Here is a 15,259-nt window from a genome sequence, read left to right as displayed (position 1 = left end):
CGAAAAACTGAGCCAAGTCACCCTTGATCCCCGGGTCAGACCCAGGGATGACGGTCGAGGCGCGCCATGATCGATGAATTCCCCATCCCACCATCCATGCCGTCCCCGTTCGGGACCCTAACGCTGCGGTAGCGGAACTTGTCTTGCGGGCATTCCCGCCCGATCACATCTAATTAACTGCACTCGCTTTGTTTCCAATCCGTGACAGGTGCGCCGGCCGGAGGGGTGCCAGCTTGGCCCGACCCCCAGCTTCTGTTATGGTGCCATAAATGCACACACCTAACACACACCTTGCTTGGCCGTGAAAGGCCGGAACGGATCGGTCTTTTTGGCCGGCAACAGCGTGCGCCTGTTCAAGCGCAGCGATCGGCCGACCCGCTTCTGGCAGGCGGCCTTCCGGCGTCCGAGGGAGAAGCGGCCGCTGGTCAAAAGCACCGGGCAGGCCGACCTGCCCGATGCCAGGCGCTGGGCCCTGGATTATCTGGCGACGCTGGGTCCGCCGGCGCCCGAAACGCCAACTGATGCCAGGGCGGACACAGTATCGGCCGGCGGCCGGGAAAACCTGCTCAGCGCCTATCCGTTCCCGAAGATCCGCCAGGAAAAGCGCCATGTCGAACGCGAGCTTGCCTTGCGGGCGCTCGCTGCCTACGCCCGCGATCCGCTGATCTCGCAGCGGCGCCTGGCCCAGGCTCTCAACGTCTCGCTGGCGGTGGTCAATGTCTATACCGCCCGCTGTGTCCGTGACGGCTGGCTGCTGAAGCTCGGGCGGGCCAAGGGCCAAGGCAGCGGCTATCGCTATCTGCTGACCGAGGCCGGGCGGCAGCAGCTTTCTGCTCTGCTGCAGGCTTTCGTGACCGAGGAACTCCGCTTCTATCGCCGCATCCGGGCCGAATTTGCTGCCCTCCGGTCGCTGCATCCGGAGGCCGACATCATCGTGGCCGGCAATGGCGAGATTGCCGAAATCGCCCGTTCAGTCCTCGCCGAAGCCGGCACCGCGCCCCTGCTCAATGTCGGCCCCGACAATCTCCTTGAGCTTACCCGCCACGCGGTGAAACGGCACCGGCATCATGCGGTTCTATGGTTGGCCGAGCTTGGCGACGGTGCCGCGATCCGCAGCTTCATGGCGCAGCATCTGCCTGACATGCCGGTGCTCGCCCCACAATTCCTCCTGTGACGTCAGTTTCTGTCATGCCAGTGTTCCAATTAAAAACGTTGAGGGGGGACGGCTGCGCCGCTTAACGTACCCTGCGAGATAAACCAGAACAGCGGGGCTAAGGGGATGTCGATGGATCTCAAGACAATGCAATCTTTGGCGAGCCGCGGCCGCATGGGCCGCCGCGACTTCATCCAGATGGCGCTGGCGGCCGGCGTCACGGTCAGCGCTGCGGAAACCCTGTTCACCAAGGCGGCCCGCGCCGAGCCTAAAAAAGGCGGCAAGTTCCGCGCCGGTATCGGCCATGGCCAGACCACCGACAGCCTGGATCCTGCGACCTGGAACAACGGCTTCGTCTCCGACATGTGCACTGTGCTGGGCAATGGCCTCACCGCCATCGACCAGAAGAACAATGCCATTCCCGATCTTGCCGAAAGCGTCGAATCCAGCGACGACGCCAAGACCTGGGTCTACAAGCTGCGGAAGGGCGTCGAATTCCATAACGGCAAGTCCCTGACCGCCGACGATGTGGTCGCGACCTATAATTATCACCGCGGCGAGAATTCGAAATCCGGCGCTAAATCGGTGCTGGTCGACATCGCCGACATCAAGGCGGACGGCAAGGACAGCGTCGTCTTCACCCTGAAATCGGGCAGCGCCGACTTCCCCTACATCACCACCGACTATCATCTGCCGATCTTCCAGGCCTCGTCGGACGGCATCGATTGGAAGTCCGGCGTCGGCACCGGCCCGTTTAAGCTGGAAAAGTACGATCCCGGCGTCAAGATCGAGGCCAAGCGCAACCCGAACTTCCATCTCGACGCACCCTATTTCGACGAGATCGAGATGCTCTCGATCGTCGATGTGGCAGCACGCCAGAATGCGCTCCTCACCGGCGACATCGATTACATGGACCGCACCGACTTGAAGACGCTGGGCATGCTGGAACGCAACCCCGACATCAAGATCACCGACGTCACCGGCTTTGCGCATTATGTGGCGCCGATGAATGTGACCGTGGCGCCGTTCGACAATGTCGACGTGCGCCTGGCGTTGAAATGGGCGATCGACCGCGAGGAGATCGTGAAGAAAGTGCTGCTCGGCCACGGCAAGGCCGGCAACGACAATCCGCTGGCCCCCTCGATCAAATATGCGACCAATCCGGAACCGGCCTATGCCTACGATCCCGACAAGGCCAAGTTCCATCTGAAGAAGGCCGGCCTCTCCAGCCTCAAGGTCGATCTCTCGGCGGCCGATGCGGCGTTTGCCGGTGCGGTCGATGCCGCTGTGCTCATGCGCGAATCGGCGGCCAAGGCCGGCATCGACATCAACGTCATCAAGGAAGCTAATGACGGCTATTGGGACGCGGTGTGGATGAAGAAGCCCTGGTGCTTCTCCTATTGGGGTGGCCGCCCGACAGCGGATTGGATGTTCACCACGGCCTATGCGGACTCGGCGCCCTGGAACGATACATTCTGGAAGCATCCCAAGTTCAATGAGCTGCTGGTCAAGGCCCGCGCCGAGACGGATGAGCAGACGCGCGCGGCCCTCTATGCCGAAATGCAGCAGATCCTCCACGACGATGGCGGCATCATGGTGCTGATGTTCAACAATTACACCTCAGCCCACACATCCAAGCTCGAACATGGCGACCTCAATACCAACTACGACCATGACGGCGGCTACATGTATAAACGCTGGTGGTTTGCTTGATTGAAACCCTCTCCCCTTGCGGGAGAGGGTGCGAGCGATAGCGAGCGGGTGAGGGGGTCTATCGGCGAGTCTGATCTATCCACCCCCTCACCCCAACCCTCTCCCGCAAGGGGAGAGGGAGAAGATCAGGAATGGCGGAAGCCAATCGCTGCCCGACACACCCCACACCCAGCGTGTGCGCACCCTCTTGCCAAAATGTCGCAGCCGGATTATAACGACCACCTCAACTTCACTCGCCGGGAGGCACGCATGCGTTACGCGCTCGCATTTACATCCCCCGGCCTGATGTCGCCGCAGCACCACAGCTAGGTCGCCGCGCCGCCGTACAGGCCACCGACTAACGGCCTGTACTCAGTCCATCTCTCTCCATTTGCGTTTCATATAGCCGGGACGATTTGCGTCCGGGGCCTTGCATCGGGACTTTCGCCGCCATCCGTGCCGCGATTCCGATCTCGTCCCCACCCGCATTTTCCCGGAACAAGCCAGAGGCGGTGGTCGATTGCGATCACCGACAAAGCCATGACCGACAATACTCAATTGCATGTCCCCAATCCGGGCATGACACATCACCAGCCCGACCGGCATGAGCTGGACCGGGTGACCCTGGAGATGCCGCAGGCGAAGAAACCCGCACGCCGCAACGCGTTTGCGGCCGTTCTCGGTTTCTCCATGCGCTACTGGCGCAAGGAGATCCCGCTCTTCGTCTGGGTCGGCCTCACCATCACGCTCGCCACCTTGATGGATGTCGGCATCCCGCTCTTTGCCGGCCGTCTCATCGATGCGGTGAGCCAGCCCCATGGTGACGCAGCACTTCATGAAGCGCTGTGGGCGCTGGGCTCCATCATGGGCCTAGGCGTCGTCGCGGTCGCCTTCCGCTACCTTGCCTTCGCCGGCGTGGTGAAGGTGACGCTCCGCATCATGTCGCACATGATTGCGGATTCCTTTGCACGCGTGCAGCGGTTTGCCACGGATTGGCATGCCAACACCTTCGCCGGATCGACCGTGCGCAAGGTGACGCGCGGTGCCTGGGCCATGGATATCCTCGACGACACCGTCATGCTGGCGTTGTTGCCGGCGGTCGTGGTGCTGGTCGGTTCGACGCTGCTGCTCGGCTGGCATTGGCCGATGATGGGTGTCATCGTGGCGGTCGGTGTCATCATCTACATCACGGTCTCGGCCCTGATGTCGGTGAAATTCGTGGGCCCCGCCGCCAGCCTCTCCAACCAGTGGGACACGCGCACCACCGGCGCCCTGGCCGATGCCATCACCTGCAACGCGGTGGTGAAGAGCTTCGGTGCCGAGGGGCGCGAGGATGCGCTCTTGGCGCGCATCACCACGAAATGGCGGCTGCGCTCGGCCCGCACCTGGATGCGCGGCACGATGAACGGCTCGCTGCAGTCGGTCATGCTGCTGACACTCCGCGCCGCCATCATCGGCATGGTGCTCTATCTGTGGTGGATGGGCGAGGCGACGCCGGGCGAGGTCGCTTACGTGCTCACGGCCTATCTCGTGATCCACGGCTATCTCTACGATATCGGTGCCTATATCCGCGACCTCCAGAAGGCGGTCAACGACATGGAGGAACTGGTCGCCATCCACGCGACACCGTTCGGCATCAAGGATAGCTATTGGGCCAAGCCCATCACCATCGACCAGGGTCGCATCGAGTTCGACCGTGTGACGTTCCACTATGCGGGCCATCCGACGCCGCTCTATCAGGATTTCTCGGTCACGATTGCGGCGGGTGAGAAGGTGGGGCTGGTCGGTCTCTCCGGCTCGGGCAAGACGACGTTCGTCAAGCTCATCCAGCGCCTCTATGACATCAAGGCGGGCGAGATCCGCATCGATGGCCAGAACGTGGCGGCTGTGCAGCAGGCATCGTTGCGCAGCCAGATCGCCCTCGTGCAGCAGGAACCGATCCTGTTCCATCGGTCGCTGGCGGACAACATCGCCTACGCCAAGCCCGGTGCCACGCAGGCGGAGATCGAACGTGCCGCACGTCTTGCCAACGCCCACGACTTCATCTCGCGCCTGCCCAAGGGTTACGGCACCCTGGTCGGCGAACGCGGCGTGAAGCTCTCAGGCGGTGAGCGGCAGCGTGTGGCCTTGGCCCGCGCGTTCCTCGCGGATGCGCCGATCCTCATTCTGGACGAGGCGACCTCAAGCCTCGATTCCGAGAGCGAGGCGCTGATCCAGGAGGCAACCGCTCGCCTCATCGAAGGCCGGACAGCGATCGTCATCGCCCACAGGCTTTCGACCGTGCGGTCGCTGGAACGCATCCTCATCTTCAACGAGGGCGCCATCGTCGAAGAAGGCGATCACGCCGCCCTCATCAGTAAGGATGGCGGCATCTACCGCCGCCTCTTCGACCGCCAGGTCTTAGGGCTGGTGGACGAGGAAGCGGCGTAGAGACCGAGGCTGTCCGGACCACCCCTCTCCCTAACCCTCCCCCACAGTCGGCGAATGCCGACATTCGTCGGCGGGCGAGGGGAGGGAATGCTAGCCGGCCTGTCGCATACACCACTGCGAACTCGGTGAGCTCCCTCCCCCCAACGTGGGGGAGGGTCGGGGAGAGGGGGCCTTCTCTCCGCCACGAAGAACCGATCCACCCAAAAACCCGCCACAAGAAAAGCCAACGAGAATTGATGATGTTGACCTTCCTGCTGACCCAAACTGCCGATAAGATCGCGCCACGCCCCCGTGGAGAAAGAGCCATGAACAAGCCGACCAAAGCCCAGCCCCAGCAGGCCACTAATCCGCACCCGCGCGGCACGACGGCGACCGAGCCGTTGCTGCCGCAGAAAGACTGGCCGCAGCTTTATAAGGACGGCATCATCTGGGACGCCCATGCCTGCCTGCCTTTGTTGCCCAATTACGATTGCAGCGCCCTGGAGCGCCACCGCGCTGCGGGGGCGACCTATGTCTCGGTCAATGTCGGCATGGATTTCAATCCACTCGGCCAATGCATCCGCGTCATCGCCGGCTTCCGCGACTGGATCAAGAAGCATTCGGATCATTACATCCTCGCCGACACGCTCACCGACATCACCCGCGCGAAGTCGGAAGGCAAGCTCGCCGTCACCTTCGACCTCGAAGGCAGCGTGATGCTGGAAGACGATCTCGCCATGCTGGGCCTCTACCGCGACCTCGGCGTGCGGCAGATGCACTTGGCCTATAACCGCGACAACCAGATCGCCGGCGGCTGCTTTGGCAAGAACCAGGGCCTGACCAAACTAGGCCGCGCCGTGGTCAAGGAAATCAACCGTGTCGGCATCATCATGGATTGCTCGCATTCGGCCAAACAGACCAGCCTCGACGTGATGGAGGTTTCAACCAAGCCTGTCGTCTTCTCGCATTCGAACGCCAAGGCACTGCAGGACCATCCGCGCAATATCGATGACGAGCAGATCAAGGCCTGTGCCGCCACCGGCGGCATCATCGCCATCACCGGCATCGGCCCGTTCTTAGGCACCGACATCGAAACCGCCACCATCATCCGCCATATCGACTACATGGTGGAACGGGTGGGTGTCGATCATGTCGGTATCGGCATCGACTATTCCTTCGACCAGGATCATTCCGACCTCCCCGAAGGTGAAGACCCGGCCTTGTGGTGGCCCAAGGTCAAAGGCGCCAAATTCGATTTCTCAACACTCCGCTTCGTCTCGCCAGAGCGCCTGCCCGACATCGCCGCCGGCTTGTTGAAGCATGGCTACAAGGACGCAGACGTCACCGCCATCATGGGCGGCAACTTCATGCGCGTGGCGGAGGCGTGTTGGAGATAGCGGCCGACGGCGCCGGCCTGACCCTCTTAAGCTTCAATCGATAATATATTCAGCAACGCCAGACCATTGTCGCCGCCATTGCCGCGGATGTCCTTGTCGAGGACGACGCGGAGGGCCTGGCAATGGGCGGTGGCGCGTTTGGCGAAGCTTGGGTCCTCGCAGGTGCCGCCCTTGCGGATGAGGGTGCACAGGCTGGCGGCGATCCTGGTCACCAGTTCGTGGCCGAAGGTCGAGCCCTGGCCCTTGAGGTCATGCGCGATGCGGTAGACGAGCGATCGCCAGGCCTCGTCATGGGGTGCCGGTGCCTCGATCATCTGCAGCAGCTGGTCGATATTGCTGCGGCTGACGGTAAGATAGGCCGCGCGCAAATCCTCGATGGCGTCGGTGGCTGTCTGCTGCATGGCATCGAGATTGCTGGCCGGCATGAGGCTAACGCGGTCGCGAATGGATGACATGGTCAGGCTCCTTCCGGTTGCGGAATGGTGCGGCGTGCCGGCGTGGCCGATTGCTTGGCTGTTACCTTGCCGCGCCTTTCGGCGTCGATCGCGACACCCTTCTTCCAGCGCCGGTCCGGACCGACATAGGCGTCAGAGCGCACGAAGGGGCGCTCGTCATCGATGATGGTGCCGATGGCGCGATAGAGGCTCTTGAAGGAGACCGGCTTTGCCAGCACATGGTTGACGCCGGCATCGCGCGCCGCGCGCACCCGGTGCGGTTCGGTATGCGCGGTCAGCAGCAGGATCGGCACATCCGGGCAAGTTGAATCCGCGCCGCGCCGGACCAGCCGGATGAAGTCGATGCCATCGAGCGGGATCATGTTCCAATCGACGATGATGAGGTCGGGCGTCCGCGTCTGCATCATCTGAAAGGCTTCCGCTGCGTCGGCGGCAAGCCACAGGGTTTCGATCCGCATGGCGCTGAGCAGGCGCCGGACGATCACCAGCATATGGTCGCTGTCATCGACGATGAGAATGCGCAGCTGGCTGAGATCGTAGGCCTGGCGATGGTTGCGATGGGGCATGAGTGCGGGCCCCAGTCTAAAGGACGGCGCGCGCGGTACCGGCAGCACAGCTGGCGGATGCTGTGGGTAAGCTATGGCAGGGCATGCCGCGCACTCCTATGATGGCAGTCGACGTTCCTATTGAAGCACAGCGTGGCAGGTAGCCTTTTGACCCATATCAAGATCATCGACAGCACTATCCTCTCCGACGACTACTATCTCCTCAAGAAAACCCGTTTCGAGATCCAGCGCCGCGACGGATCTTGGCAGACGGTGTCGCGGGAGACCTATGACCGGGGCAACGGCGCGTGCATTTTGCTTTATGACCCGAGCCGCAAGACGGTGCTCCTCACGCGGCAGTTCCGGTTTCCGGCTTATGTGAACGGGCACCCTGAGCCGCTCATCGAGGTCTGCGCGGGGCTGCTCGATGAGCATGATCCTGTGACGGCGATCGTGAAGGAGGCGGCCGAGGAATGCGGCGTCGCGGTGACACATCCCCAGCGCGTGTTCGAGTGTTTCATGTCACCAGGCTCGGTCACCGAGCGCCTCACCTTCTTCGTCGCGGAATATTCAGCGGCCTCGCGCATCGGCGATGGGGGTGGGCTCCATCAGGAGGGCGAGGATATCGAAGTGCTGGAGATGACCCTGGATGTAGCACTCCAGATGATCCGCGACGGCGGTATCCAGGACGCCAAGACGATCATGCTGCTGCAGTACGCAGCACTCCATGGGTTGATGGGGTAGGGGGTTGGTGTAGGCCGGGTGTTGTGCCCTGCCGGTCCCACCCTCCCCACTTGTCATGGTCCGCGAAGGCGGACCATCCACGAGTTGCTTTCTTCAGTGGCCGACAAATTCGTGGATGGTCCGCCTTCGCGGACCATGACAATGAGGTACCCGCCCTTCACGCATCATGTGTTTTTAATCACACTATCGGTAGTTAATGTGATTTCGGTTAAGTCATGGACCTGTGACGCCAATACCCACATCAATCCATTGATATAACGATATTTATTAAGTTTGAATTCGTCCTGTTGGCGACCGCATCAAATCATCTAAAATCCCCGATAACGCAATTAAATTACTGGCTAATCGCTAAGGTTGCCCCATATTTGGTTGATCGGTACCCATTAGGAACTTTAGGCCATGCACACAGTATCGTATGCGAATGTTCTCCCCGACCGACCGGCGCAGCCGGCCTGGCTGGCGGGGTCCGCACCCGATGTGCAGGATCTCTATCTCTTCTGGGCCGATTGCGCCCAGGGTCGCGGGCTGGGCCGCCCATTGCCCCGCCGTGCCGATATCGACTTTGCTGCCCTGGCCGCGGCCTTGCCCGGTGTGCTGCTCGCCGAACTCAATCCGGCCCGGCGCCACATTGAGGACAGTATCTATCTCTACCGCTCGATCGCCGAGGTGGGGGCCGAGGGCGACCTCATCGACCCCAGCGGCGGGTTCGATCCGGACCTCTTCCAGCATATCCCGCTCGGCAGCTGTCTTGCGGCCGCGGCCCAGCGCGAACCGATCAACGACCGTGTCGGCCTGATGACCGCCGACGGGCTCTCGCTCGATTACGAAGTGATCTTCCTGCCTTTGAGCCCCGATGGCATCGTCGTGGATGGCATTCTGATCCTGGCTGTCGAGCTGCCGCTGGATGAGGGCGACCGCTAGGTCCTGCCCCCCGCCTTAAATCCATCGGCCTTAAATCCATCGGCCTTAAATCCATCGGCCTTAAATCAATTCATCTCCCTTAAGAGGCCGGCAGACTTTCGGTTTGCCGCATCAAACTTTGATGCGTAAATGCGGTCTTGATTAATGCCGCCATGGCGGGCTATCCGACGGCGCGCATCATGCGTGCCCCAACCCCTTCTGCCGGATATCGAATTTGCACGCCTAGGACCCTAGTCAGGGTTAACGATGAGCGTCTAAGATGCTCTCTAAAATCCAATCTAACGCATTAAATCATTTCGTTTTTTTCGCTTCCGCCCGATATAAGTATGGGTGTGACCGTTAGGATGAACTTTGAATGGACACCAACTTGTGTGATTTGGCGCCGGATGATTTAGGGAAGGACGACCCGGCCTGGGTCAGCGTCGCCCATGCCGACACGCAGGCGGTCTATCGCTATTGGAAAGAGAAGCGCGGCAGCCGCCAGATGCCGGCCCGCGCCGATATCGACCCTGCCGATCTCGTCCCCTATCTGCCCACCATCATGCTGGTCGATGTCCGTCCCGGCCGGTCCATCACCGGCGGACCTGTCTATGTCTATCGCCTGGTGGGCACCGCCGAGGTGGCCGTGCGCGGCAACGACCCGACGGGCCAGCCGGTCGAGACTCACGCTTTCGGCGAGACCATCCTCGATGCCCTGCGCAACTATGACCAGGTCGTCAACAGCCGCGCCCCCTGGTTCGACGAATTCGAGATGCTGTTGACCGAACAGGATGTCCGCGACGGCGAATCCGTGTTTCTGCCGCTGTCGGCCAATGGCGACGATGTCGACATGATCCTGGTCTTCTCGGTCCAGGAAAAGCTGGTACAAAGCTATTACAGCGTCTGACGCCGCGCGCCAGGGCCGCGGACGAAAAAGCCTGTGACGAAAAAGCCTGTGACGAGAGAGCCTGGGACGAAAGAGCCGGAGAAGAGGGTGAGACGATGACCAGCACCCCATTCCTGACGCCCATGGCCCCAGCTTCCGACTCCTCCCCCTGCCAGAGCTGCGGCGCCTGCTGCGCCTATGACAAGAACTGGCCGCGCTTCTCCCTCGAAGCCGAGGAAGACCTCGCCCTCATTCCACCGGCCCTCATTGCCGAAGATCAGAGCGGCATGCGCTGCGACGGCAATCGCTGCCTGGCCCTCGCAGGCGAGGTCGGCAAGCATGTGGGCTGCACCATTTACGGCCTCCGCCCCGACGTCTGCAGAGCTTGCCTGCCCGGCGATCCGGAATGCAACACGGCACGGGCGTTCTATGGGTTCAGTGCGATCACGGCATAGGCCGTAACTCGGTCACTCCCTCGCCCCGCTTGCGGGGAGAGGGTGGGGGTGAGGGGCTGCACTCAGTCTTGCAGATAGAAAGCCCCCTCACCGCTCGCTTCGCTCGCCGCCTCTCCCCGCAAGCGGGGCGAGGCAAAACAACGCCTCCTCTACGGCCTTAACACCAACACCATCCGCGCGCATCTTCCGGCTTTCCGGCCCCCGCTCGATCAGGCCTTGACTTAGAGTGCGCTCTAACCGGTAGCTTCTGAGGCGTCGTGAGTGAACGGAGAGCGTTTTGAAGATTGGCGAACTGGCCCGCCGCAGCGGCTTGTCGGCCCATACGCTGCGCTACTATGAGCGTATCGGGCTGCTGCCGCGCGTGGCACGCGATAGGTCCAAGCAGCGCGACTATGATCCTTCCATTCTGGTCTGGATCGGCTTCCTGCATCGGCTGCGCAGTACCGGCATGCCGATCCGAGAGATGCTGCTTTATGCCAAGCTTCGCAACCAGGGCGCAGCGACCCTTGCGGCGCGGCGCTCTCTCCTTGAGGCGCACCGCACGCGCGTGGCGGCCCAGATCGCCGACTGGCGGAACTCTCTCCGGGCTCTCGACACCAAGATCGCCGGCTATGCGGCCGGCGCAACAGAGGTGGAGAAGTCACATGACGCACACAACCCAACAATCGCACGCCCAGCCACTCGTCCAGCCGCCCGTCCAACTGGGGGCCCAGGACGACCGTTACGCGCGCGGCGCAAAAGCGCTGGCTGAGATTGATGGCGCAGGCGGCGCCAAGGTCGTGGCGGCGCTGGCCGACATCGCGCCGGATTTTGCGCGCTATCTCATCGAGTTTCCGTTTGGCGATATCTATTCGCGTCCGGGCCTCGATCTCCGTGCGCGGGAGATCGCGACCATCGCCGCGCTGACTGCACTGGGCCATGCGGTGCCGCAACTCAAGGTGCATGTGGCCGCCGGCCTCAATGTCGGTCTCAGCCGCGACGAGATCGTCGAGATCATCATGCAGATGGCGGTCTATGCCGGCTTTCCGGCAGCGCTCAATGGTTTGTTTGCGGCCAAGGAGGTATTTGCAGCGGAGCTCACTCAGCCAAATTGAACACCGTCTGTGCGCGCTTGAGGTCGAGCAGCTCAACCTGCATTGATTCAAGTTTGCCCTGGAAGCCGTTGAGCAACGCAATGGCGCCACGGAAATCCTTGCCGAGGATACGCGCGCGGCGCTGCAGATCCATCGACCAGAACTCCATGAAATCATCATGGGCAAGGGCGAGCGGATCGGGGAGTGCCGCGCGCAGCCGCGCCTGCTCGTCGGCCGGCAACGCGGTATCGACAATGATCAGGATCGCATTGCCGGGCATTTCCGGATCGGTGACGATGCGGTCGGCCTTGGCGAAATTACCCTCGATCGTCTGAATGACGGCAGCAATTCCTGCCGCATCAGCCGCACCCTTGATCGGCTTATGCGTGCGGATCCAGAAGATGCGATGCTGGTCGGCTTCGCTCGAGAAATAAAGCTGCATCTGCTCATTGGCGGGGTCCGTGTCGGCACCCGGTTTCGAATCCGCCTTGGTGAGTTTGCCCTTGCCGACCTTCAAGGTGGAATCGATGTGATAGCTCGGCCATTCGTTGAGCACGCTGCTGATCAGCCGGTCCATCAGCTTTTCCTGATAGATGCCTTCCAGGAACTCGCCATTGAGTTCGCCGTCGAGCGGCAGGTCCAAGGGGATATTGTTGATGCGCCAAGGACCTTTCGCTTCCTGCGCCAAGGCCGGCGTCGCCAGCATCATCACGGCCAGCAGGCATAGAATTCGGCGCAGCATCAGATCGCACTCCCTTTGATATTTTCAACAGCACTTGTCTGCTTGTCCTGGCCCGGGCGCTTGTCCTGGAAGGTCGACATCTGCCCCAGGATCCAATCGCGGAACGCCTTCACCTTGGCCTGGCGCAAGCCACCCTTGCCATAGATGAGGTAATAGCCGGTCTCCAGCACCACCGTCTGCGGGAAGGGTTGCACCAGCCGCCCGTTCCGGAGATCGTCACCGGCCAGCATCGTGTTGCCAAGCGCGATGCCCAGTCCGTCGATCGCCGCCTGGATCATCAAATTCGAATAGTTGAAGGTGAGGTTGGTCTTGAGCTCAAGGTCGGGCACGCCGGCCGCCACCAGCCAGCGCGGCCAGAAATCGAACTGCGCCCGGCGCCAATCCATATCCGAGATGAGCGAGAAGCGGGCGAGGTCGCGGGGCTCCTTCAGGGGAATGGCGCCCTCCAGGATGCTGGGCGCGCAGACCGGAAACACCTCGTCCTGCAGCAGCAGCTCCGCCTCCACCCCCGCCCATTGCCCGCGGCCATAGCGGATGCCGATATCGACATCCCCCTCGCCCACGGGATCCAGCCGGTCGGTGGCCGAGATGCGCACCTCGATCTCCGGATGCCGGGCCTGGAAATCGTAGAGCCGCGGCACCAGCCATTTGGAGGCGAGCGAGGGGAGGGCGCTGACCGTGAGCGGCCCGCCACCGGGGAAAGCCCGCATTTCCGCCGACGCCTCCGCCAGCTGGTGGAAAGCGGCCCGGACCGGGGGCAAATAGCGCCGCCCGGCTTCGGTGAGCGACAGGGACCTGGCACCCCGGTCGAAGAGGCTGATGCCCAGCCATTCCTCCAGCGCCTTGATCTGGTGGCTGATGGCGCTGTGGGTGACCGAGAGCTCGTCGGCAGCCTTGGTGAAGCTCAAATGGCGCGCGGCGCACTCAAAGTATCGCACGGCTTTCAAGGGTGGCAGGCGCATGGCGGTACTTCCCCAATAGAATCAATGGCGCGTCTTGTCGCGGCTGTTCTCGTGTGATCTCAGCTAACAGAACAAGTGAGAAACGGTCGTTTGTACCCGCAGCAATCCAAGCATAAGTTCTAACCAACGGCAATGACGCCGGTTAGTTAAATGTGAGGATACAATGACTCAGATCAGCCTTTTCTCAGGGTCGACCGCCTCTTCGCAGGGGACTGCCCGCCATCATCAGCCCACCCATTACACCGTCACCGGCCGCGCTGGCGCCCTGGTCGTCGCCGTCCTGGAATGGCAGGAACGCCGGCGGTCGCGCCGCGACCTGATGCGCCTCTCGGAATACCAGCTGAAGGATATCGGCCTCTCCCGCTTCGATGCCGAGGAAGAATACAGCAAGCCGTTCTGGCGCGGGTAACCGCTTTGTCTTTCGAACCGCCGGCGTCGTCCAGACCTGTTCCTTGTCCGACGACGGTGTTGGGGGCGGCCAGTCCGCCCCCCGGGCAGCCGCCCCAAGATTCTTGGGACACGCTGCCCCTTGGGCCGAACCCCCCATTCGGCTCATCCCTGGACAACTAAGCCACCGGCCTGAAGCCTAAAAGCCTTCGGGACCGGTGGCAGACTTTTTCCGGACTGGTTAGTCTCGATCCCATGAAAAACTATTTCAGCAGCCTCGCCCGTTACAACGCCTGGGCCAATCGCCGCCTCTATGCCGCGGTGGGCGAGCTTTCGGCCGATGAGATCGCGGCCCCGCGCATCGGCTTCTTCCCATCCCTGCTCAAGACGCTCAACCATCTCATCGTCGCCGACCGCATCTGGATGAGCCGGTTGACCGGCATCGCCGATCCGGAGATCACGGCATTGGACCAGACGGTCGCTGCGGACTTTGCGGCCCTCCGGCAAACGCGTGTGAGCCTCGATCAGCGCATCATCGACTTCGTAGCCGGGATGCCAGCGGCGCGCCTCACCGAGATACTGGTCTACAAGACCACCGCCGGCATTCCCCATGAGACGCCGATGGATCTCGTGCTCGGCCACATGTTCAACCACCAGACCCATCACCGCGGCCAGGCTCACGGCATGCTCTCAGGCACCCAGGTCGCGCCCCCCTCCATGGATATGATCGCCTTCGTGCGGGAAGAACGGGGTGCTTAGGCAGCGCGTTCCAGCTTGGTCTTGCCGTGGGAACGGTGCCGGGTGGCAAGGCTGCCGGCCGGCCGGCAATAGCGCCACACACTTGCTGGCGGCAAATTCTGGAGCACGCGCTCCTCGACCTCGCCGGTGATGCCAAGGCGGCTGCGCGGCAAGGGCGAGAACAGGCCATAGGTGAACTGGATGAACGGCGCCCCTGGTTTGAGCACCGTGAAGGCCTGCGCGCCGATCCGCAGCTGAATCGATTTCTTCAAGGAGAGCAGCGGCAGGCTGGAGACGATCGCCTTCACCGGCGCAATGCCGTGCCGCTTGAGAAGCGAGGGAAGATGCACCGCATCGCCCAACAGCACCTTCACCCCGGGGAAGCGCTCCACCAGATGCTTGTGCAGCATCGGGTCACGCTCGACCACGATCAGTTTTTCAGCAGATACCCCGGACGCCAGGATGGCGCGGGTGACGGCACCGGTGCCACCGCCCAGCTCCACCACGAAACCATCCTCGGCCTTGGGGACCTGGCGCGCCATGGCTGCTGCCAATTCCGGCCCGGATACCGCGACGGCGCCGATGCTGCGCGGGTTCTTCAGCCACAATTTGAACAGCAGGCGGGAATCTTTAAGCATCTATACGGGATCGTTTCGTGTTGGCTGGCTCATACTGCCCCCCGTCGGCTTGAATTCCTGACAGCTTGAACACCTGTCGGCGG

General features: G+C 62.2%; 17 protein-coding genes. 12 read left to right on the top strand and 5 right to left on the bottom strand.

The window, feature by feature from the left end; translation table 11 throughout:
• The first annotated feature begins 328 nt into the window (after positions 1 to 328).
• The 4 genes from AC1DWZ_RS05335 (at position 329) to AC1DWZ_RS05320 (ending at position 6,651) form a co-directional block, all read left to right on the top strand.
• The gene (locus AC1DWZ_RS05335; RefSeq protein WP_477167834.1) at positions 329 to 1,174 is read left to right on the top strand and encodes a winged helix-turn-helix domain-containing protein; all 846 of its coding nucleotides are present in this window, start codon (positions 329 to 331) and stop codon (positions 1,172 to 1,174) included.
• A gap of 111 nt (positions 1,175 to 1,285) precedes the next feature.
• Positions 1,286 to 2,866, top strand: a complete 1,581-nt coding sequence (locus AC1DWZ_RS05330; RefSeq protein ID WP_477167833.1) for an ABC transporter substrate-binding protein — start codon at positions 1,286 to 1,288, stop codon at positions 2,864 to 2,866.
• Positions 2,867 to 3,385: 519 nt separating this feature from the next.
• Complete coding sequence (locus AC1DWZ_RS05325) at positions 3,386 to 5,275, top strand: ABC transporter ATP-binding protein (RefSeq protein ID WP_477167832.1); 1,890 nt, start codon at positions 3,386 to 3,388, stop codon at positions 5,273 to 5,275.
• 305 nt (positions 5,276 to 5,580) lie between these two features.
• Positions 5,581 to 6,651 (top strand): dipeptidase, encoded by a 1,071-nt coding sequence (locus AC1DWZ_RS05320; protein ID WP_477167831.1) that lies wholly within the window; start codon positions 5,581 to 5,583, stop codon positions 6,649 to 6,651.
• A 26-nt stretch (positions 6,652 to 6,677) separates the two neighbouring features.
• Here AC1DWZ_RS05320 and AC1DWZ_RS05315 read toward each other — a convergent pair whose 3' ends face one another.
• Both AC1DWZ_RS05315 and AC1DWZ_RS05310 read right to left on the bottom strand, forming a co-directional pair.
• On the bottom strand, positions 6,678 to 7,106 hold the full coding sequence (locus AC1DWZ_RS05315) for a hypothetical protein (RefSeq protein ID WP_477167830.1): 429 nt from the start codon (positions 7,104 to 7,106) through the stop codon (positions 6,678 to 6,680).
• Between the two features lie 2 nt (positions 7,107 to 7,108).
• Positions 7,109 to 7,672 carry a response regulator gene (locus tag AC1DWZ_RS05310; RefSeq protein WP_477167829.1) on the bottom strand — a complete coding sequence of 188 codons (564 nt, stop codon included), beginning with the start codon at positions 7,670 to 7,672 and terminating at the stop codon, positions 7,109 to 7,111.
• A gap of 132 nt (positions 7,673 to 7,804) precedes the next feature.
• On the opposite strand from AC1DWZ_RS05310, the gene AC1DWZ_RS05305 reads away from it, so the two are divergent.
• The 6 genes from AC1DWZ_RS05305 (at position 7,805) to AC1DWZ_RS05280 (ending at position 11,730) form a co-directional block, all read left to right on the top strand.
• A complete protein-coding gene (locus AC1DWZ_RS05305) occupies positions 7,805 to 8,395 on the top strand; it encodes an NUDIX domain-containing protein (RefSeq protein WP_477167828.1) in 591 nt (196 codons plus the stop codon).
• 399 nt (positions 8,396 to 8,794) lie between these two features.
• Positions 8,795 to 9,316: a PAS domain-containing protein gene (locus AC1DWZ_RS05300; RefSeq protein WP_477167827.1), complete on the top strand. Its 522-nt coding sequence runs from the start codon at positions 8,795 to 8,797 to the stop codon at positions 9,314 to 9,316.
• Between the two features lie 355 nt (positions 9,317 to 9,671).
• Positions 9,672 to 10,202, top strand: a complete 531-nt coding sequence (locus tag AC1DWZ_RS05295; protein WP_477167826.1) for a PAS domain-containing protein — start codon at positions 9,672 to 9,674, stop codon at positions 10,200 to 10,202.
• A 95-nt stretch (positions 10,203 to 10,297) separates the two neighbouring features.
• Complete coding sequence (locus AC1DWZ_RS05290; protein WP_477167825.1) at positions 10,298 to 10,636, top strand: YkgJ family cysteine cluster protein; 339 nt, start codon at positions 10,298 to 10,300, stop codon at positions 10,634 to 10,636.
• A gap of 277 nt (positions 10,637 to 10,913) precedes the next feature.
• Positions 10,914 to 11,387, top strand: a complete 474-nt coding sequence (locus AC1DWZ_RS05285) for a MerR family transcriptional regulator (RefSeq protein WP_477167824.1) — start codon at positions 10,914 to 10,916, stop codon at positions 11,385 to 11,387.
• Positions 11,281 to 11,730: a carboxymuconolactone decarboxylase family protein gene (locus AC1DWZ_RS05280; protein ID WP_477167823.1), complete on the top strand. Its 450-nt coding sequence runs from the start codon at positions 11,281 to 11,283 to the stop codon at positions 11,728 to 11,730. Before AC1DWZ_RS05285 ends, AC1DWZ_RS05280 begins: the two co-directional genes overlap by 107 nt.
• Here AC1DWZ_RS05280 and AC1DWZ_RS05275 read toward each other — a convergent pair.
• Positions 11,714 to 12,451, bottom strand: a complete 738-nt coding sequence (locus AC1DWZ_RS05275) for a hypothetical protein (RefSeq protein ID WP_477167822.1) — start codon at positions 12,449 to 12,451, stop codon at positions 11,714 to 11,716. The two genes, AC1DWZ_RS05280 and AC1DWZ_RS05275, sit on opposite strands and share 17 nt — an antisense overlap.
• A complete protein-coding gene (locus AC1DWZ_RS05270) occupies positions 12,451 to 13,413 on the bottom strand; it encodes a transcriptional regulator GcvA (RefSeq protein WP_477167821.1) in 963 nt (320 codons plus the stop codon). The genes AC1DWZ_RS05275 and AC1DWZ_RS05270 overlap by 1 nt, the downstream gene beginning before the upstream one ends.
• A gap of 163 nt (positions 13,414 to 13,576) precedes the next feature.
• Between AC1DWZ_RS05270 and AC1DWZ_RS05265 the strand changes: the two genes are divergently transcribed.
• Positions 13,577 to 13,822 carry a DUF1127 domain-containing protein gene (locus AC1DWZ_RS05265; protein ID WP_477167820.1) on the top strand — a complete coding sequence of 82 codons (246 nt, stop codon included), beginning with the start codon at positions 13,577 to 13,579 and terminating at the stop codon, positions 13,820 to 13,822.
• A 233-nt stretch (positions 13,823 to 14,055) separates the two neighbouring features.
• The gene (locus AC1DWZ_RS05260) at positions 14,056 to 14,559 is read left to right on the top strand and encodes a DinB family protein (RefSeq protein WP_477167819.1); all 504 of its coding nucleotides are present in this window, start codon (positions 14,056 to 14,058) and stop codon (positions 14,557 to 14,559) included.
• Here the strand turns inward: AC1DWZ_RS05260 and AC1DWZ_RS05255 are convergent.
• The gene (locus AC1DWZ_RS05255) at positions 14,556 to 15,176 is read right to left on the bottom strand and encodes a class I SAM-dependent methyltransferase (RefSeq protein WP_477167818.1); all 621 of its coding nucleotides are present in this window, start codon (positions 15,174 to 15,176) and stop codon (positions 14,556 to 14,558) included. The genes AC1DWZ_RS05260 and AC1DWZ_RS05255 overlap by 4 nt on opposite strands.
• Positions 15,177 to 15,259: the final 83 nt, after the last annotated feature.

The sequence above is a fragment of the Dongia sp. P2_B8 genome, from assembly GCF_056404715.1.
The sequence above is the reverse complement of the archived record's forward strand: the minus strand, read 5'-3'. Positions and strand labels throughout refer to the sequence as shown.